This window comes from Escherichia sp. E1V33, assembly GCF_004211955.1.
Classification (GTDB): domain Bacteria; phylum Pseudomonadota; class Gammaproteobacteria; order Enterobacterales; family Enterobacteriaceae; genus Escherichia.
In genome coordinates this window covers 1-17654 of the sequence record NZ_RHJI01000015.1, presented here as the reverse complement: position 1 = coordinate 17654, position 17654 = coordinate 1, and the positions used below count along the sequence as shown (strand labels likewise).

Genomic DNA, 17654 nt, shown 5'->3' with positions numbered 1-17654 from the left:
TGCGGCGTGAACGCCTTATCCGGCCAACGCAATCGTGGACAATTACAGGCATCTGACACTATTCCTCAATTAAAAGAACACGACATACACCGCAGCCGCCACAATAAAGCGATAAATGGCGAACGGGATAAACGAAATGCGCTTAATCAATTGCAGGAAGGTTTTAATCGCTATCAGCGCCACTACGAAGGCAGTGATAAACCCAACGGCAAACATCGGGATATCGCCGGTTGTCAGGAAGCCCCAGCTTTTGTAGAGATCAAGCGCCGTTGCGCCCATCATCATCGGCACCGCCAGCAGGAACGAGAACTCAGAAGCTGCGTAACGACTCACGCCCATCAGCATCCCACCAGAAATGGTCGCTCCGGAGCGAGAGAACCCCGGCCACAGCGCCAGACACTGGAAGCAGCCAATCATAAACGCCTGCCGATAGGTCATATCATCCAGGCCCGGCGCACGCGGTTCTTTTGGTTTCAGGCATTCGGCGGCAATCAGCAACAGACCGCCAACGACCAGCGCATACATGACATTTATCGGGTTAAACAATGACTTAATCGTGTCGTGGAACAACAGCCCCAGTACCACCGCGGGAATCATCCCCAGCAAAATGTGGATCAGCGTTAAACGCCCCGTGCCTTCACCTTCGTGCTGCGGCGGACGACCAAAGTGAATGCCAATCAGGCCAAACAGACGCCGCCAGAACATCACTACTACAGCCAGAATTGATCCTAACTGGATAACGACTTCAAAGGTTTTTGCCGTGTCGCCTTCAAACCCCAACAAATGGCCCACAATAATCATGTGGCCCGTGCTGGATACCGGCAAAAACTCTGTCAATCCTTCGACCACACCCAGGATTGCCGCCACCAGCAGCGAGTGCATATCGCTCATCAATAAACCCCTAAATTATAAAAATGTAACGCTTGTCCGAACTACTGCAGTATGACCAGGTTATAAGCGTTTGGTTTAACAGCTGTAAAATTAATTATTTTCTTTCAGATTATTGCCACGCTCAATGATGACGCCGACATTCGCCGCCCGCGCCACAGCGCCAGGCTTGCTGAGTTTGATACGCACCCACGGCGAGTTAAAGCGTGTTAACAGCAGTTCCGCCACCTCTTCCGCCACGCGTTCCACCAGTGCAAAACGCGCCCCCTCGACGTGACTGACCACCGTTTCTGCAATGTCGGCGTAACTGAGGCAATCCGCCACATCATCGCTTTTTGCCGCTTTACGGTTATCCCACGCCATTTCGATATCGAACACTAATTTCTGTTCGATGGTCTGTTCCCAGTCGTAAACACCAATAGTGGTGATTACCGAAAGTTGCTCTATAAATACAATATCCATCACGACCTGCTCGCTTTTTGGCTAACCCGGATACCACTTCCGGCGAAATGTGCGTATTATCCACAGATTCATCGTTTAACACGAATTTTCAAAACGGAACAGCTTATGAGTGCAATCGCGCCTGGAATGATCCTCATCGCGTACCTCTGCGGCTCCATTTCCAGTGCCATTCTGGTTTGCCGCCTTTGTGGCTTGCCCGACCCGCGAACCAGCGGCTCTGGTAATCCTGGCGCGACCAACGTTTTACGCATGGGTGGCAAAGGAGCAGCCGTAGCAGTGCTGATCTTTGACGTTCTAAAAGGTATGTTGCCTGTCTGGGGGGCATATGAATTAGGCGTCAGCCCCTTTTGGCTGGGATTAATTGCGATTGCCGCCTGTCTTGGACACATCTGGCCCATTTTCTTCGGTTTTAAAGGGGGAAAAGGCGTTGCCACCGCTTTTGGCGCTATTGCCCCAATCGGTTGGGATCTAACTGGCGTGATGGCGGGGACCTGGCTGCTTACTGTGCTATTGAGTGGATATTCGTCGCTGGGAGCGATTGTCAGCGCACTGATTGCTCCGTTTTATGTCTGGTGGTTTAAGCCACAATTCACCTTCCCGGTTTCGATGCTCTCTTGCCTGATCCTGCTTCGTCATCATGACAACATCCAGCGTCTGTGGCGTCACCAGGAGACAAAAATCTGGACGAAATTCAAAAGAAAGCGCGAAAAAGATCCCGAGTGATTTCTGGTGGATCTACATGACCTGATAGCCTTCGTCGGGCTTGCCCAGCCGTTGCTGGCACCATGCTGCCAGAAATTCAACGCAGACACGTAATTTCATGCTGCGATAGAGCGGCTCCCGGTAAACAGCCCAGATATTGGCGCTTTGCGCATATTCCGGCAACACCCGCACCAACTTACCGCTGGCCAGAAAGGGCTGCACATCCCACTCAGAACGCAGCATTATTCCTTTCCCTTCCAGCGCCCATTGCAGAACAATCTCGCCGCTGTTGGAGGAAAGATGCCCGCTAACCTTCACCGACTTTTTCTCCTGACCATTTTCCAACTCCCATATTCCATGGGTCATATCGCGTTCTTTAGTCACCAGACAGTCATGACGACTTAATTCCTGTAAGGATTGTGGCTGGGGATATTTTTGCAGATACTCAGGTGCTGCACATAATATTCTTTTGTTTTTCGTTAACAGATGCGCAATATAATAATCAGGAATATCATCATTAATACGAATATCCAGATCAATATTATCCTGCACTAAATCAATTTGCCGATCGAACAACTCAAAATGCACCTGGAGTTCAGGATAATTGCGCATCAACTCAGTAATGGCTGGCGCAATATAGCTGCGCCCAAAACCAAAACTACAGCCAATACGGATCATCCCTTCCGCGCGCGTTTTGATTTGCGTGACATCATCAACCAGTCGCTGATATTGGGTGAGGATTTCCAGCGCATGTTCATAGCAACGTTGGCCGCTCTCAGTCAGCGCCACGCCGCGGGCAGAGCGGTTAAGCAACGTCGTTGCCAGCGTGTTTTCAAGGATTTGGATCCGTTTGGTGACAAAAGCGGGCGTCTGCCCAAGCGTTGCCGCTGCGGCACTAAAACTCCCGCTATGGACGATTTCCACCAGTACCTGCAAGTCTTTGGCTATAGGCCAGCTATTCAGCATCGTTAATTATCCGCAGTTGTGATAAGCGCAGTGTATTTCGCAAAACATTGCCATTCCCTGCTCTGGCGCAATATTCATTCTTATTTTCGCGTTGATTCACGAACTGTTAATTACATATTCACGGTGGCAAAAAATATAAAACCACATTTTTAGTGGTAGTTTGTGGCGGTGAATTTTTCCAGACAAATACAAAAACTGGAGTTGCCATGATGAGCGAAAGTAATAAGCAACAGGCAGTGAATAAGTTGACGGAGATTGTCGCTAACTTTACCGCCATGATTTCTACCCGAATGCCTGATGACGTGGTGGATAAACTAAAACAGCTAAAGGATGCCGAAACGTCGTCGATGGGGAAAATTATCTACCATACGATGTTCGACAACATGCAAAAAGCGATTGACCTGAATCGTCCTGCCTGTCAGGACACCGGGGAGATTATGTTCTTCGTTAAAGTCGGTTCCCGCTTCCCACTGCTTGGCGAGCTGCAAAGCATACTCAAACAAGCCGTGGAAGAGGCAACCGTCAAAGCGCCACTACGTCACAATGCGGTAGAAATTTTTGACGAAGTGAACACAGGCAAAAATACCGGCAGCGGCGTACCGTGGGTCACCTGGGATATCGTCCCCGACGGTGACGATGCGGAAATCGAAGTTTACATGGCAGGCGGCGGCTGCACGCTACCAGGCCGCTCGAAAGTGTTAATGCCGTCAGAAGGCTACGAAGGCGTGGTGAAATTCGTCTTCGAAAATATCTCCACCCTCGCAGTAAACGCCTGTCCACCGGTACTGGTGGGCGTGGGCATCGCCACCTCGGTGGAAACCGCCGCCGTACTCTCGCGTAAAGCCATTTTGCGCCCGATTGGCAGCCGCCACCCCAATCCAAAAGCGGCAGAGCTGGAGCTACGCCTGGAAGAAGGACTCAACCGTCTGGGGATTGGTCCACAAGGGCTGACTGGCAACAGTTCAGTGATGGGCGTGCATATCGAATCTGCCGCTCGCCATCCGTCAACCATCGGCGTTGCTGTTTCTACAGGCTGCTGGGCGCATCGTCGCGGCACACTGCTGGTTCATGCCGATCTCTCCTTTGAAAATCTGTCTCACACCCGGAGCGCGTTATGAAAAAGATCCTGACAACCCCGATCAAAGCTGAAGATCTGCAAGATATTCGCGTCGGCGATGTGATCTACCTGACCGGTACACTGGTGACCTGCCGCGACGTTTGTCACCGCCGCTTGATCGAACTCAAACGTCCGATCCCTTACGATCTCAACGGCAAAGCGATTTTCCACGCTGGCCCCATCGTGCGCAAAAACGGCGACAAATGGGAGATGGTGTCCGTTGGCCCGACAACCAGTATGCGTATGGAAAGTTTTGAACGTGAGTTTATTGAACAGACAGGCGTGAAACTGGTGGTCGGCAAAGGCGGAATGGGGCCGCTGACCGAAGAAGGCTGCCAGAAATTCAAGGCGCTACATGTAATTTTCCCGGCAGGCTGCGCGGTGCTGGCGGCAACGCAGGTGGAAGAGATTGAAGAAGTGCACTGGACAGAACTCGGGATGCCGGAGTCGCTGTGGGTCTGCCGGGTCAAAGAGTTCGGCCCGCTGATTGTCTCTATTGATACCCACGGAAACAACCTGATAGCCGAAAACAAAAAGCTGTTCGCCGAACGCCGCGATCCCATCGTGGAAGAGATCTGCGAGCACGTCCATTACATCAAATAACCCTCACGGAGAGGCTCGCCCCCTCTCCTTCTTCGCAGGTCTATCACGATGAAACCTTCCTCTGAATGGTGGCGATACCTTGCGCCGCTGGCGGTCATCGCCATTATTGCTCTACTTCCGGTTCCCGCAGGGCTGGAGTGTCATAGCTGGCTCTACTTTGCGGTTTTTACCGGCGTGATCGTTGGGCTGATCCTCGAACCCGTGCCGGGTGCCGTGGTGGCGATGGTGGGTATCTCCATCATCGCCATTCTTTCGCCGTGGCTGCTGTTCAGCCAAGACCAACTCGCCCAGTCAGGCTTTAAGTTCACCGCCAAATCCCTCTCCTGGGCTGTTTCTGGTTTTTCTAATTCGGTTATCTGGCTGATTTTCGCCGCCTTTATGTTTGGCACAGGCTATGAAAAAACCGGGCTGGGGCGACGTATCGCGCTGATTCTGGTGAAAAAGATGGGGCATCGCACGCTGTTTCTCGGCTATGCGGTGATGTTCTCCGAGCTGATCCTGGCACCTGTAACACCGTCCAACTCGGCGCGCGGTGCGGGGATTATCTATCCCATCATCCGTAACCTACCGCCGCTCTATCAATCACAGCCTAACGACAGCAGTTCACGTAGCATTGGCTCGTACATCATGTGGATGGGGATTGTTGCCGACTGCGTGACCAGCGCCATTTTCCTGACGGCGATGGCACCTAACTTGCTGTTAATTGGACTGATGAAAAGCGCATCTCACGCCACGCTGAGTTGGGGCGACTGGTTCCTGGGAATGTTGCCGCTCAGTATTTTACTGGTTCTGCTGGTTCCCTGGCTGGCTTACGTGCTGTACCCGCCGGTACTGAAGTCAGGCGATCAAGTGCCGCGCTGGGCTGAGACGGAACTGCAGGCAATGGGTCCGCTCTGTTCGCGTGAAAAACGGATGCTGGGGCTGATGGTAGGCGCGCTGGTGCTGTGGATTTTCGGCGGTGATTATATCGATGCCGCGATGGTCGGTTACAGCGTGGTAGCGCTGATGCTGCTGCTGCGCATTATCTGCTGGGACGACATTGTCAGTAATAAAGCCGCGTGGAACGTTTTCTTCTGGCTAGCCTCGCTTATCACCCTCGCCACCGGACTCAACAACACCGGTTTTATTAGCTGGTTTGGCAAACTGTTAGCAGGCAGCTTAAGCGGTTATTCGCCAACGATGGTGATGGTGGCGTTGATTGTGGTCTTTTATCTACTGCGCTACTTTTTCGCCAGCGCCACGGCGTATACCTCCGCCCTCGCACCGATGATGATCGCCGCCGCGCTGGCGATGCCGGAAATCCCGCTGCCGGTGTTCTGCCTGATGGTTGGCGCGGCAATTGGTCTGGGGAGCATTCTTACACCATACGCCACCGGACCCAGCCCGATTTACTACGGCAGTGGTTATCTGCCAACGGTGGATTACTGGCGACTGGGGGCGATTTTTGGGCTGATCTTCCTCGTGTTGCTGGTGATTACCGGCTTACTGTGGATGCCCGTGGTATTGCTTTAAGTGAGGACGGTGCCGGAAACTGCTCTCCGGCACCCAATAGTTTTACGCAGCCGGTAGCTCCGCCAGCGGCCAGCGTGGACGCACGCTAACGCCGAGATCCGCCGTCGCGCCTGCTTTAAACCGCACCATTCCGGCATAGGCGATCATCGCGCCGTTATCAGTACAAAATTCCGGACGCGCGTAGAACACTTCGCCGCGGCGTTTTTTCATCATTTCAGCCAGCTTCGCCCGTAACGTGCGGTTAGCACTCACGCCGCCGGCCATTACCAGTCGCTTAAAGCCCGTCTGATCCAGCGCACGCTTACACTTAATCATCAACGTATCGACCACCGCATCTTCAAAGGCGCGGGCGATATCAGCACGCGTCTGGTCGTCGGTGCCGTTGTCACGAATCGTGTTCGCCGCAAAGGTTTTCAGACCAGAAAAGCTGAAATCCAGCCCCGGACGGTCGGTCATCGGACGCGGGAAAACAAAGCGCCCGGCAGTACCCTGAGCCGCCATTTTCGACAGTAACGGTCCGCCAGGATAATCCAGCCCCAGCAGCTTCGCGGTTTTATCAAACGCTTCACCGGCGGCATCATCGATAGACTCGCCGAGCAGCTCGTACTGACCAATGCCAGTCACGCTGATTAACTGCGTATGACCGCCGGAAACCAGCAGCGCAACAAACGGAAATTCCGGCGGGTTATCTTCCAGCATCGGCGCTAACAGATGCCCTTCCATATGGTGTACAGGGATCGCCGGAACGTCCCAGGCAAACGCCAGAGAACGCCCCACGGTCGCGCCAACCAGTAGCGCGCCGACTAATCCAGGGCCTGCGGTATAGGCCACAGCATCAATGTCTTTTGCCGTTAAACCAGACTCCTTTAGCGCCGCCTGGATCAACGGTACGGTTTTACGCACATGATCGCGGGAGGCCAGTTCAGGCACGACGCCGCCGTAGTCAGCGTGCAATTTCACCTGACTATACAATTGGTTGGCTAACAAACCTTTTTCATCGTCGTAAATGGCGATGCCGGTTTCATCGCAGGAAGTTTCAATACCCAGTACACGCATGACTTGTTTTACCTCGCTTTATTACCGCGCAGTGTAGGACCAATGCGGGTTGATGTAAAACTTTGTTCGCCCCTGGAGAAAGCCTCGTGTATACTCCTCACCCTTATAAAAGTCCCTTTCAAAAAAGGCCGCGGTGCTTTACAAAGCAGCAGCAATTGCAGTAAAATTCCGCACCATTTTGAAATAAGCTGGCGTTGATGCCAGCGGCAAACCGAATTAATCAAAGGTGAGAGGCACATGCCGGTAATTAAAGTACGTGAAAACGAGCCGTTCGACGTAGCTCTGCGTCGCTTCAAGCGTTCCTGCGAAAAAGCAGGTGTTCTGGCGGAAGTTCGTCGTCGTGAGTTCTATGAAAAACCGACTACCGAACGTAAGCGCGCTAAAGCTTCTGCAGTGAAACGTCACGCGAAGAAACTGGCTCGCGAAAACGCACGCCGCACTCGTCTGTACTAATTCCCCGAGAGCGTTGCTCTCCGATCAGACCGAGTTGTAGTTGTAAGGCCGTGCTTCCGAAAGGAATGCGCGGCTTATTTTCGTTTATGAATTGCTAAAAATCGGGGCCTATGGCTGGACGAATCCCACGCGTATTCATTAATGATCTGCTGGCACGCACTGACATCGTCGATCTGATCGATGCCCGTGTGAAGCTGAAAAAGCAGGGCAAGAATTTCCACGCGTGTTGTCCATTCCACAACGAGAAAACCCCGTCCTTCACCGTTAACGGTGAGAAACAGTTTTACCACTGCTTTGGATGTGGCGCGCACGGCAACGCGATCGACTTCCTGATGAACTACGACAAGCTTGAGTTCGTCGAAACGGTCGAAGAGCTGGCAGCAATGCACAATCTTGAAGTGCCATTTGAAGCAGGCAGCGGCCCCAGCCAGATCGAGCGCCATCAGCGGCAAACGCTTTATCAGTTGATGGACGGTCTGAATACGTTTTACCAACAATCTTTACAGCAACCTGTTGCCACGTCTGCGCGCCAGTATCTGGAAAAACGCGGATTAAGCCACGAGGTTATCGCCCGCTTTGCGATTGGTTTTGCGCCCCCCGGCTGGGACAACGTCCTGAAGCGGTTTGGCGGCAATCCAGAAAATCGCCAGTCATTGATTGATGCGGGGATGTTGGTCACTAACGATCAGGGGCGCAGTTACGATCGTTTCCGCGAGCGGGTGATGTTCCCCATTCGCGATAAACGCGGTCGGGTGATTGGTTTTGGCGGGCGTGTGCTGGGCAACGATACCCCCAAATACCTGAACTCGCCGGAAACAGACATTTTCCATAAAGGCCGCCAGCTTTACGGTCTTTATGAAGCGCAGCAGGATAACGCTGAACCCAATCGTCTGCTTGTGGTCGAAGGCTATATGGACGTGGTGGCGCTGGCGCAATACGGCATTAATTACGCCGTTGCGTCGTTAGGTACGTCAACCACCGCCGATCACATACAACTGTTGTTCCGCGCGACCAACAATGTCATTTGCTGTTATGACGGCGACCGTGCAGGCCGCGATGCCGCCTGGCGAGCGCTGGAAACGGCGCTGCCTTACATGACAGACGGCCGTCAGCTACGCTTTATGTTTTTGCCTGATGGCGAAGACCCTGACACGCTGGTACGAAAAGAAGGTAAAGAAGCGTTTGAAGCGCGGATGGAGCAGGCGATGCCACTCTCCGCATTTCTGTTTAACAGCCTGATGCCGCAAGTTGATCTGAGTACCCCTGACGGGCGCGCACGTTTGAGTACGCTGGCACTGCCATTGATATCGCAAGTGCCGGGCGAAACGCTGCGAATATATCTTCGTCAGGAATTAGGCAACAAATTAGGCATACTTGATGACAGCCAGCTTGAACGATTAATGCCAAAAGCGGCAGAGAGCGGCGTTTCTCGCCCTGTTCCGCAGCTAAAACGCACGACCATGCGTATACTTATAGGGTTGCTGGTGCAAAATCCAGAATTAGCGACGTTGGTCCCGCCGCTTGAGAATCTGGATGAAAATAAGCTCCCTGGACTTGGCTTATTCAGAGAACTGGTCAACACTTGTCTCTCCCAGCCAGGTCTGACCACCGGGCAACTTTTAGAGCACTATCGTGGTACAAATAATGCTGCCACCCTTGAAAAACTGTCGATGTGGGACGATATAGCAGATAAGAATATTGCTGAGCAAACCTTCACCGACTCACTCAACCATATGTTTGATTCGCTGCTTGAACTGCGCCAGGAAGAGTTAATCGCTCGTGAGCGCACGCATGGTTTAAGCAACGAAGAACGCCTGGAGCTCTGGACATTAAACCAGGAGCTGGCGAAAAAGTGATTTAACGGCTTAAGTGCCGAAGAGCGATCGGGAAGCCCCCGACAGCCGCACTGAGAGGCAGCGGCAAATATATAAGTACGCCCTCGTAATTATCGTTGGCGGTAAACAACCGTTGGATTTCAGCGTTAACGGCTGAAGGACATCGGGTCAATCGCCCAACACCAACCTCATGAAATAAGTGTGGATACCGTCTTATGGAGCAAAACCCGCAGTCACAGCTGAAACTTCTTGTCACCCGTGGTAAGGAGCAAGGCTATCTGACCTATGCCGAGGTCAATGACCATCTGCCGGAAGATATCGTCGATTCAGATCAGATCGAAGACATCATCCAAATGATCAACGACATGGGCATTCAGGTGATGGAAGAAGCACCGGATGCCGATGATCTGATGCTGGCTGAAAACACCGCGGACGAAGATGCTGCCGAAGCCGCCGCGCAGGTGCTTTCCAGCGTGGAATCTGAAATCGGGCGCACGACTGACCCGGTACGCATGTACATGCGTGAAATGGGCACCGTTGAACTGTTGACCCGCGAAGGCGAAATTGACATCGCTAAGCGTATTGAAGACGGGATCAACCAGGTTCAATGCTCCGTTGCTGAATATCCGGAAGCGATCACCTATCTGCTGGAACAGTACGATCGTGTTGAAGCAGAAGAAGCGCGTCTGTCCGATCTGATCACCGGCTTTGTTGACCCGAACGCAGAAGAAGATCTGGCACCTACCGCCACTCACGTCGGTTCTGAGCTTTCCCAGGAAGATCTGGACGATGACGAAGATGAAGACGAAGAAGATGGCGATGACGACAGCGCCGATGATGACAACAGCATCGACCCGGAACTGGCTCGCGAAAAATTTGCGGAACTGCGCGCTCAGTACGTTGTAACGCGTGACACCATCAAAGCGAAAGGTCGCAGTCACGCCGCCGCTCAGGAAGAGATCCTGAAACTGTCTGAAGTATTCAAACAGTTCCGCCTGGTGCCGAAGCAGTTTGACTACCTGGTCAACAGCATGCGCGTCATGATGGACCGCGTTCGTACGCAAGAACGTCTGATCATGAAGCTCTGCGTTGAGCAGTGCAAAATGCCGAAGAAAAACTTCATTACCCTGTTTACCGGCAACGAAACCAGCGATACCTGGTTCAACGCGGCAATTGCGATGAACAAGCCGTGGTCGGAAAAACTGCACGATGTCTCTGAAGAAGTGCATCGCGCCCTGCAGAAACTGCAGCAGATTGAAGAAGAAACCGGCCTGACCATCGAGCAGGTTAAAGATATCAACCGTCGTATGTCCATCGGTGAAGCGAAAGCCCGCCGTGCGAAGAAAGAGATGGTTGAAGCGAACTTACGTCTGGTTATTTCTATCGCCAAGAAATACACCAACCGTGGCTTGCAGTTCCTTGACCTGATTCAGGAAGGCAACATCGGTCTGATGAAAGCGGTTGATAAATTCGAATACCGCCGTGGTTACAAGTTCTCCACCTACGCAACCTGGTGGATCCGTCAGGCGATCACCCGTTCTATCGCGGATCAGGCGCGCACCATCCGTATTCCGGTGCATATGATTGAGACTATCAACAAACTCAACCGTATTTCTCGCCAGATGCTGCAAGAGATGGGCCGTGAACCGACGCCGGAAGAACTGGCTGAACGTATGCTGATGCCGGAAGACAAGATCCGCAAAGTGCTGAAGATCGCCAAAGAGCCAATCTCCATGGAAACGCCGATCGGTGATGATGAAGATTCGCATCTGGGGGATTTCATCGAGGATACCACCCTCGAGCTGCCGCTGGATTCTGCGACCACCGAAAGCCTGCGTGCGGCAACACACGACGTGCTGGCTGGCCTGACCGCGCGTGAAGCGAAAGTTCTGCGTATGCGTTTCGGTATCGATATGAACACCGATCACACGCTGGAAGAAGTGGGTAAACAGTTCGACGTTACCCGTGAACGTATCCGTCAGATCGAAGCGAAGGCGCTGCGCAAACTGCGTCACCCGAGCCGTTCTGAAGTGCTGCGTAGCTTCCTGGACGATTAATCGGTAGGCTGGATCAGGCGTTACGCCGCACCCGGCACCTGTCCCTTTGCACAAACGCCACCTTTTCGGTGGCGTTTTTTATCGCCCACGCACCACCAGCGCCTGGTCCAGCTCGCGATACGCTTCAACCAGTTTCTCCAGTGAAACGCGACTTAAACCGCTGGGATTTGGCAGCACCCAAATCTGCGTCGAACCAATGCTGAGCGTTTGTTTCCCCCACTGTGCACCACGCTGGCTGAATCCCTGTTCATATGCTTGTTTGCCCAGAATCGCCAACGCTTGCGGCTGATAATCTTCAATTTTTTCAATCAGCTTACGCCCACCTGCGTGTAGCTCTTGCTTTGAAATTTCATTGGCTTGCACCGTTGGCCTGTCTACCAGTTTGGTGACGCCACAACGATAATCCAGCAGATGCTGTGCCTCCTGCGGCTTCAACTGACGGTCGGTAAACCCGGCCTGATATATCACCTTCCAGAAGCGATTTGCCGGATGAGCAAAGGGAAAACCAGTCCCGGCGGATGAAAGCCCAGGGTTGATACCGCAAAACACGACCCGTAACCCTGGAGCCAAAATATCCTCAACCATATTTACTCCTTTCTAACATCACCAGGAAAAGTATAACGGATTGAAAATACATTGTTTATAAAAACAGCAGGCGCGCGGTAATGGCTGGATTGCGACACGGAGTTACTTTATAATCCGCTACCATGGCCCCTTAGCTCAGTGGTTAGAGCAGGCGACTCATAATCGCTTGGTCGCTGGTTCAAGTCCAGCAGGGGCCACCAAATTAATCAATAAAATCATACAATTAAGCCGCTCACTAGAGCGGCTTTTTTGTTATCCATAACCAAAATGGCAGCAAAATGGCAGCAGAATTTAAAAAAAAACCAAGAAAAAACCCGCCGCAGCGGGTTAGTTTTGTCAAAAATTCATGTGTCCTTGACCACATGTAGAAGGGTGAGGAGGAGCAATGTCGATTAAATTTGGAGTAACTATGTAACGCACAACCGTCTCATGAGTAACAAAAGTAGCACCACAATTTATGTTTTGGCATTGGCAATAACGCTCTTTAGTTTGCTCAGATACTCGAAAGCTACTTCGTGTATGTGCCGCGTGTCCGCATTTCGGGCAATTCATCATATCCGTATAACTCCCTCACAAAATTGTGCAATCACATAATGATACACGAGACATTTATTTTGTGAACATTTCATTCCATTTCGAAATCATCAATCCTCACTTCAAGTTCCAGACTGGTTGTAAAACCGTTATCCGGGCTGACGGTATGTGTCAGAGTCGTAATGGTCCATTCCGCATCATCTATCGGCTGTTTAAAGCCACTGACTTTCACAGGCATTTCCGTATAAAGATCTGCCCGTCCTTCTGCCAGTTGCAGCGAGAATGACGCAACGCCGCGTTGCAGGCGTTCCCACTGCATTTTTGCCGCTCGTTCGGCGTTGCTCCGGTTGGCATAAGTGCGATTAAGTACCAGCACGTTTTCATCCGTCCCCACCAGGTAATCGCCCTGCTTCGCTTCCGGCTCTTTCTTCTGCTTCTTGGTCCTGCGCTTACGCTTCACCGTTGTGTTTTCTTTCTTCGCGGGTTCACGGGTATGCAACCAGCTGGCAATGACGCCCGTGTAAGCTCCGCGATCCGCCAGGGTAAAGCGGTGACTGTCGCCGTCCTTACGTGTGATAGTGATCACCGGCAGAGGTTTACCGCTGGCACTTTTACCCTGACCCTGCAGGATGAATAACAGATTGCCATTTTTCACCGACGCAATAGCACCGTACTGGCGCGCCAGCCGCATCAGAAAACTGCCGTCACTCTCATTAGTCTGGTCTATATGATCCACGGGTTTATCAGACAGGTCTTTACCCAGTGCCATCTTCAGTTTGTGACGCGCAGCTATTTCCTTCACCACTTCCCCGACAGTGGTCTTGTGCCACGATTTTTCACGACGGGTATTCAGCGTTTCCCTAAAATCAGCACTTCGCGCCCGGATAGTCAGGCGATCCGGTGCGCCAGTGTGTTCAATCTCGTCCACCGTGAATGCCCCTTTCGGGAAAAGCGGCTGCCCTTTCCAGCCCAGCGCCAGCGTAATAACCGCACCACGACGCGGCAGCACGATTTTTCCGTCGGCATCATCCAGTTCCAGATCAAGCTGGTCCGCTTCAAAGCCCCGGTTATCCGTCAGCGTCAGCCCCATCAGGCGGTTGTCCAGCACAGTAGTGATATCCCTGCCTTCAATACTGATACTGAATGCCGGAGTTTTGTTGCCTTTGTTAAGCAGTTCAGAGCTGAAATTCACGACAGCAGCCCTCCCACCGTTTTACTGATATCGCTTAAGGCAGATGTTGCCGTATCCTGCAGATTATTCAGCTGCGCACTGAGATCACCGAACATATCGGACAGGGATTCATCCACCCGTTTGAGCGACAGGGTGAACTCAATCCGGCGCGGCATACCGTCGCGGAAAAACTCCGTTTTAGTCTGATTCAGTCCCTCAATCACATACATGCCATAAATCGTGCCGCTGCCTTCAATCAGGGGCCATGCTTTCCCCTGTTCTGCCATCTGCTCCAGTGCCAGCAACGACAGCCTGCCGCCTGTTATCTCCGGCATAAGAACACCGGAAAGCGTCAGCATGTCGTTGTCCGGTCCCAGAAACTGCGTGGACGGACGACGATTTACCCGACTGTTTGCCGCATGTCGCCAGCTGCGTTGATACTGCAGCTCCTGATACGGTACGGTGCGCAGCATAAACACGTACAATCCCAGCACCATCATCATGCGTCGTATCCCCCCTGATCGCTGTAGTTACTCCTGGCCTTTGCCTTCAGTCTGCGTTCACGTTCATCAAGCTGGCGTGCCACCTCCCGCGCAATATCCTGCGCACTTTGTCCTGGCTGCGTCTGGATGATGATCTGCGTCGGTGCCTCAATCCGGTGAACGGGCGGCACAGCAGCTGCGCGACTCACCATCGCTTCACCGCCTTTCGCGGGAAGTGCCAAAGGGTGCAACGGTGGAAGCTCTGCTGGCGCGGCAGCAACACCCATCATTCCGGCGACAACCGCAGCCAGTGCAGCGGTATTTCTCCGGCTGGTCACGTTTGCCGGACCGTTGACAATTTCCGGCCCGTTTTCACCGACAATGCCGAACTGCCCGCGCGGGATATACCCGCCGCTGTCATACATCCCCGCAAAGCCATATCCCCATGACGGAAAACCACCCGATGGCATTATCACTTTACCGTCTGCATTCACCGTCGCAGGTTGCTGACGCGTCACGCTTTCCGGCAGTTTCGCTTTTGCAGCCTCTTTACTGACAATGCCGAGTTTCTCCAGCAACCAGGAAACGCCGGATTTCAGGGAGTCCAGCGGATGCATGACCATATTCAGCCCTTCCGCCAGTGCCTCCCCGAATCGTCGCCCCATTGCCGCTGCACTCTGCAGTTCGGCAGAGGTTGACTTAACGGGCGTCAGCAGATCAGTAAACCAGCCCCACAGCGCCTGTACTTTGTCGCCAATCCACTGAAACACAGGCTTAAGTGGTTCGAATGCGGCACTGATGGGACCAGCCGCTGCTTTGAATCCTTCCACCACGCCACCGAGAAATGCGGTGATGGGTTGCCAGTATTTCCAGACAACCAGCGCCACGCCTGCCAGTGCAGTAACCACAAGACCTATCGGACTGAGCAGAGCACCTAACAGACCAGATATGGCATACAGGGCCACGCGCAGCATCGCCAGCGGACCGGATGCCAGCACACGAAGCACCGCGCCTGTGGCAGTCAGCCCGCCGCGTAGTGCTGCCAGTGGATTCATAAACATCACGGCAACAGCACGTAAACCGGATAAACCGGACCGCAAGAGTGCAACAGGCGCAGCTGCCACAGTTTTCAGGGCATTCCCCGTCAGTGATGCCGTGCGGCGCAAAGACAACAGCGGCGCAGTAAGCAAACCCGCAGTGCTCCCCGATGAAGCAAGCCCGCGTCGAAGCACTGCCAGTGGCGCGCCTGCCAACCCGGACAACGCGCTGCTGGTTCGTGTTACTGCATCCGTAACGGAAGGTAACGTTTTGATACCCAGCACAGAGAATCCCAGACGGATCACTGCCAGCGGCCCCAGCACTGCAGCCAGCACCACCGCTAATGTGCCGAGGCCCACGGTAACGGCAGCCACAACCGCTGCTACTTTCATCAGTGTGCCCGTCAGTTCCGGGTTAGCTTCCACCCAGCGACGTAACGCCCCCGTGACGCTTTTCACCGTGTACAGAATATCCATCAGCGGCTGGCGCAGCGTTTCCCCCAGGCTGCTGAAGGTATTCTGTGCAGTGGTTTTGACCAGCAACCACTGCGCAGAAAGTGAATCCTTGTTAATGTCGGATTCTTTCTGCATGGAGCCGAGCGCATCATTGCCCGCTGTCAGCTTTAACTGGCGCTGCAGTTCCGGCAGGTTGTTTGCCAGTTTCGCTGCGTCATCGCCAAACTCTTTACCAAACAACATGGTCATGGCAGACAGGCGCTTATCCTGCGGCAGTGCATTTACCTTCTCCAGCACACGCTGGATGGTTCCCATCGCATCCTTCGTCATCTGCTTTTCAATCACTTCAGGATTGAGTTTCAGCAGATTCATCCCTTCAAAGAAACTCTTGCTTTGCATGGTGGCAATGGACAATTCACGCACCATCGCGTTTGCTGCACTGGCTGCAACCTCCGGCGCAGCGCCCAGTGTCAGGAAGGTGGAACCCAGCGCCGCCGCTTTACGGTAATCCAGACGATCAGCCACACCGCCCAGGCGTTGCATGACATCAATGATGTCTGCCCCTTTCGACATGGCGTTATCATCCAGAAAGTTCAGCGCATCACCGAGCTGTTCAATATTGCGGGTAGGTATTTTGTAGAGCTGGGCGATTTTCCCCAGACTTTCTGACAGTTCATCCGCTGGCAGCTCAAAGGCTGTTGCCGCCTTTGCCGCCGTGCTGGCGAAGGCCAGCAGGTCACGTTTCTGGTCTTCCCAGCTGTCGTCAGGGTTTGCGACGTTCATGCGCGCCCCACCTTCAACCAGTGCGGCGAAGTCCACAGCACCGTTTTCCATCGGCAACTGTTCGCTGGCAGCCTTGATGGCATCCTGCATTTCGTAAAAACGCGCAGTGCGGTTGCCATTATCGTCACGCAGACCATTGACCTGCTTTGCCACACCTTTCATGGCATCTTCCATGCTGGTATAGCTTTTTACTGCCGCCATCACTGGTGCGCCCATTGCCAGCCCTGCAGCCGTGGTGGTGGCTCCGGCACCTGCAATCCGATCCCTTACTTCAAGACGCCTGGAATAAGCCCCCCGGGCGGCGTGCATTTTTCGCTGTTGCTCCCCGACACGTCGTAACCTCGCTTCCTGCTCAGAAAGCTGCCTGTTATAACGCATCGTTTCACGGGTAATGCGGGCCGTCGCACTGGCGCCATCATTAGCTGAAATACCAGCACGATAAAGTTCTGCACGCACAAGCGCCGTCTGCTGCTGCAGCTTTTTCTGGCGTTCTTCCAGGCGCTGAACAGCCAGCCGTTGACGGCCCAGAGCAACAACCTGACGTTGCGAAGGCGGCCCCATCGCTCCCAGTTCCTGACTGAGCAAATTTGCACGCTGGCGGGCATAGTTCAGCCTGTCGCCTAATTTCTGATTTTCTGCCTGCAACTTTCGGAAGCTATCCAGACTGCTCCCGGCCTGATCAAGCTGCTTTATTGCATCGCGGGATTTTTTGACAGCAGCAGCCAGTTCTCTTGAACTGGCCTGCGCGGATCGAAATGGGCGGGTGAGTTTGTCAACCGCATTAAGAATCACCTGCAGACGCAGGTTATTGTCACTCATGGCTGGCCCCGCTTCTCTGAATCGCTTTATACCGCCATTCCAGCACTTCGGTCAGCGGCATAACGTCAGTAACGGATGGCGGCCAGTGAAAGATGGTGGCGATATCTGCCACCAAATCGTCAACCGTCAGGCTGTC

Annotated in this window: 17 protein-coding genes and 1 tRNA gene; 8 read left to right on the top strand and 10 right to left on the bottom strand. The window is 53.3% G+C overall.

What is annotated here, in order from left to right:
- Positions 1-69: 69 nt before the first annotated feature.
- Both bacA and folB read right to left on the bottom strand, forming a co-directional pair.
- Positions 70-891 (bottom strand): undecaprenyl-diphosphate phosphatase, encoded by an 822-nt coding sequence (bacA, locus tag D9742_RS14090; protein WP_130237309.1) that lies wholly within the window; start codon positions 889-891, stop codon positions 70-72.
- Positions 892-981: 90 nt separating this feature from the next.
- Positions 982-1350 carry a bifunctional dihydroneopterin aldolase/7,8-dihydroneopterin epimerase gene (gene folB / locus D9742_RS14085; RefSeq protein WP_010347879.1) on the bottom strand — a complete coding sequence of 123 codons (369 nt, stop codon included), beginning with the start codon at positions 1348-1350 and terminating at the stop codon, positions 982-984.
- A gap of 105 nt (positions 1351-1455) precedes the next feature.
- On the opposite strand from folB, the gene plsY reads away from it, so the two are divergent.
- Positions 1456-2073, top strand: a complete 618-nt coding sequence (plsY, locus tag D9742_RS14080) for a glycerol-3-phosphate 1-O-acyltransferase PlsY (RefSeq protein WP_130237308.1) — start codon at positions 1456-1458, stop codon at positions 2071-2073.
- A gap of 12 nt (positions 2074-2085) precedes the next feature.
- Here the strand turns inward: plsY and ttdR are convergent, their stop codons facing one another.
- A complete protein-coding gene (gene ttdR / locus D9742_RS14075) occupies positions 2086-3018 on the bottom strand; it encodes an L-tartrate utilization transcriptional activator TtdR (RefSeq protein ID WP_130237307.1) in 933 nt (310 codons plus the stop codon).
- Between the two features lie 206 nt (positions 3019-3224).
- Here ttdR and ttdA point away from each other — a divergent pair, with 206 nt between their 5' ends.
- The 3 genes from ttdA to ttdT are packed head-to-tail and all read left to right on the top strand — an operon-like array spanning position 3225 to position 6250.
- Positions 3225-4136, top strand: a complete 912-nt coding sequence (gene ttdA / locus D9742_RS14070) for a L(+)-tartrate dehydratase subunit alpha (RefSeq protein ID WP_000986804.1) — start codon at positions 3225-3227, stop codon at positions 4134-4136.
- Positions 4133-4738 (top strand): L(+)-tartrate dehydratase subunit beta, encoded by a 606-nt coding sequence (gene ttdB / locus D9742_RS14065; RefSeq protein WP_000722957.1) that lies wholly within the window; start codon positions 4133-4135, stop codon positions 4736-4738. The genes ttdA and ttdB overlap by 4 nt, the downstream gene beginning before the upstream one ends.
- A gap of 48 nt (positions 4739-4786) precedes the next feature.
- Positions 4787-6250: an L-tartrate/succinate antiporter gene (ttdT, locus tag D9742_RS14060; protein WP_130237306.1), complete on the top strand. Its 1464-nt coding sequence runs from the start codon at positions 4787-4789 to the stop codon at positions 6248-6250.
- 42 nt (positions 6251-6292) lie between these two features.
- Here ttdT and tsaD read toward each other — a convergent pair whose 3' ends face one another.
- Positions 6293-7306: a tRNA (adenosine(37)-N6)-threonylcarbamoyltransferase complex transferase subunit TsaD gene (gene tsaD / locus D9742_RS14055; RefSeq protein WP_001264352.1), complete on the bottom strand. Its 1014-nt coding sequence runs from the start codon at positions 7304-7306 to the stop codon at positions 6293-6295.
- A gap of 237 nt (positions 7307-7543) precedes the next feature.
- Between tsaD and rpsU the strand changes: the two genes are divergently transcribed.
- The 3 genes from rpsU (at position 7544) to rpoD (ending at position 11651) form a co-directional block, all read left to right on the top strand.
- Positions 7544-7759 (top strand): 30S ribosomal protein S21, encoded by a 216-nt coding sequence (gene rpsU, locus D9742_RS14050; RefSeq protein ID WP_001144069.1) that lies wholly within the window; start codon positions 7544-7546, stop codon positions 7757-7759.
- 110 nt (positions 7760-7869) lie between these two features.
- A complete protein-coding gene (gene dnaG, locus D9742_RS14045; RefSeq protein ID WP_000918827.1) occupies positions 7870-9615 on the top strand; it encodes a DNA primase in 1746 nt (581 codons plus the stop codon).
- A 194-nt stretch (positions 9616-9809) separates the two neighbouring features.
- Positions 9810-11651: an RNA polymerase sigma factor RpoD gene (gene rpoD / locus D9742_RS14040; protein ID WP_000437371.1), complete on the top strand. Its 1842-nt coding sequence runs from the start codon at positions 9810-9812 to the stop codon at positions 11649-11651.
- A 78-nt stretch (positions 11652-11729) separates the two neighbouring features.
- Here rpoD and mug read toward each other — a convergent pair whose 3' ends face one another.
- On the bottom strand, positions 11730-12236 hold the full coding sequence (gene mug, locus D9742_RS14035; protein WP_000228930.1) for a G/U mismatch-specific DNA glycosylase: 507 nt from the start codon (positions 12234-12236) through the stop codon (positions 11730-11732).
- 124 nt (positions 12237-12360) lie between these two features.
- On the opposite strand from mug, the gene D9742_RS14030 reads away from it, so the two are divergent.
- Positions 12361-12436 (top strand) — tRNA-Ile (locus D9742_RS14030).
- A 136-nt stretch (positions 12437-12572) separates the two neighbouring features.
- On the opposite strand, the gene D9742_RS14025 is transcribed toward D9742_RS14030, so the two are convergent.
- From D9742_RS14025 to D9742_RS14005, 5 genes are all read right to left on the bottom strand, one after another.
- A complete protein-coding gene (locus tag D9742_RS14025; RefSeq protein WP_130237305.1) occupies positions 12573-12791 on the bottom strand; it encodes an ogr/Delta-like zinc finger family protein in 219 nt (72 codons plus the stop codon).
- Positions 12792-12861: 70 nt separating this feature from the next.
- Positions 12862-13962 carry a phage late control D family protein gene (locus tag D9742_RS14020; RefSeq protein ID WP_096985622.1) on the bottom strand — a complete coding sequence of 367 codons (1101 nt, stop codon included), beginning with the start codon at positions 13960-13962 and terminating at the stop codon, positions 12862-12864.
- Positions 13959-14444 carry a phage tail protein gene (locus tag D9742_RS14015; RefSeq protein WP_000980391.1) on the bottom strand — a complete coding sequence of 162 codons (486 nt, stop codon included), beginning with the start codon at positions 14442-14444 and terminating at the stop codon, positions 13959-13961. Before D9742_RS14015 ends, D9742_RS14020 begins: the two co-directional genes overlap by 4 nt.
- Positions 14441-17518 carry a phage tail tape measure protein gene (locus tag D9742_RS14010; protein ID WP_130237304.1) on the bottom strand — a complete coding sequence of 1026 codons (3078 nt, stop codon included), beginning with the start codon at positions 17516-17518 and terminating at the stop codon, positions 14441-14443. The genes D9742_RS14015 and D9742_RS14010 overlap by 4 nt, the downstream gene beginning before the upstream one ends.
- Entirely contained in the window at positions 17511-17630 is a 120-nt protein-coding gene (locus tag D9742_RS14005; RefSeq protein WP_000763312.1) for a GpE family phage tail protein, read from the bottom strand. Before D9742_RS14005 ends, D9742_RS14010 begins: the two co-directional genes overlap by 8 nt.
- Positions 17631-17654: the final 24 nt, after the last annotated feature.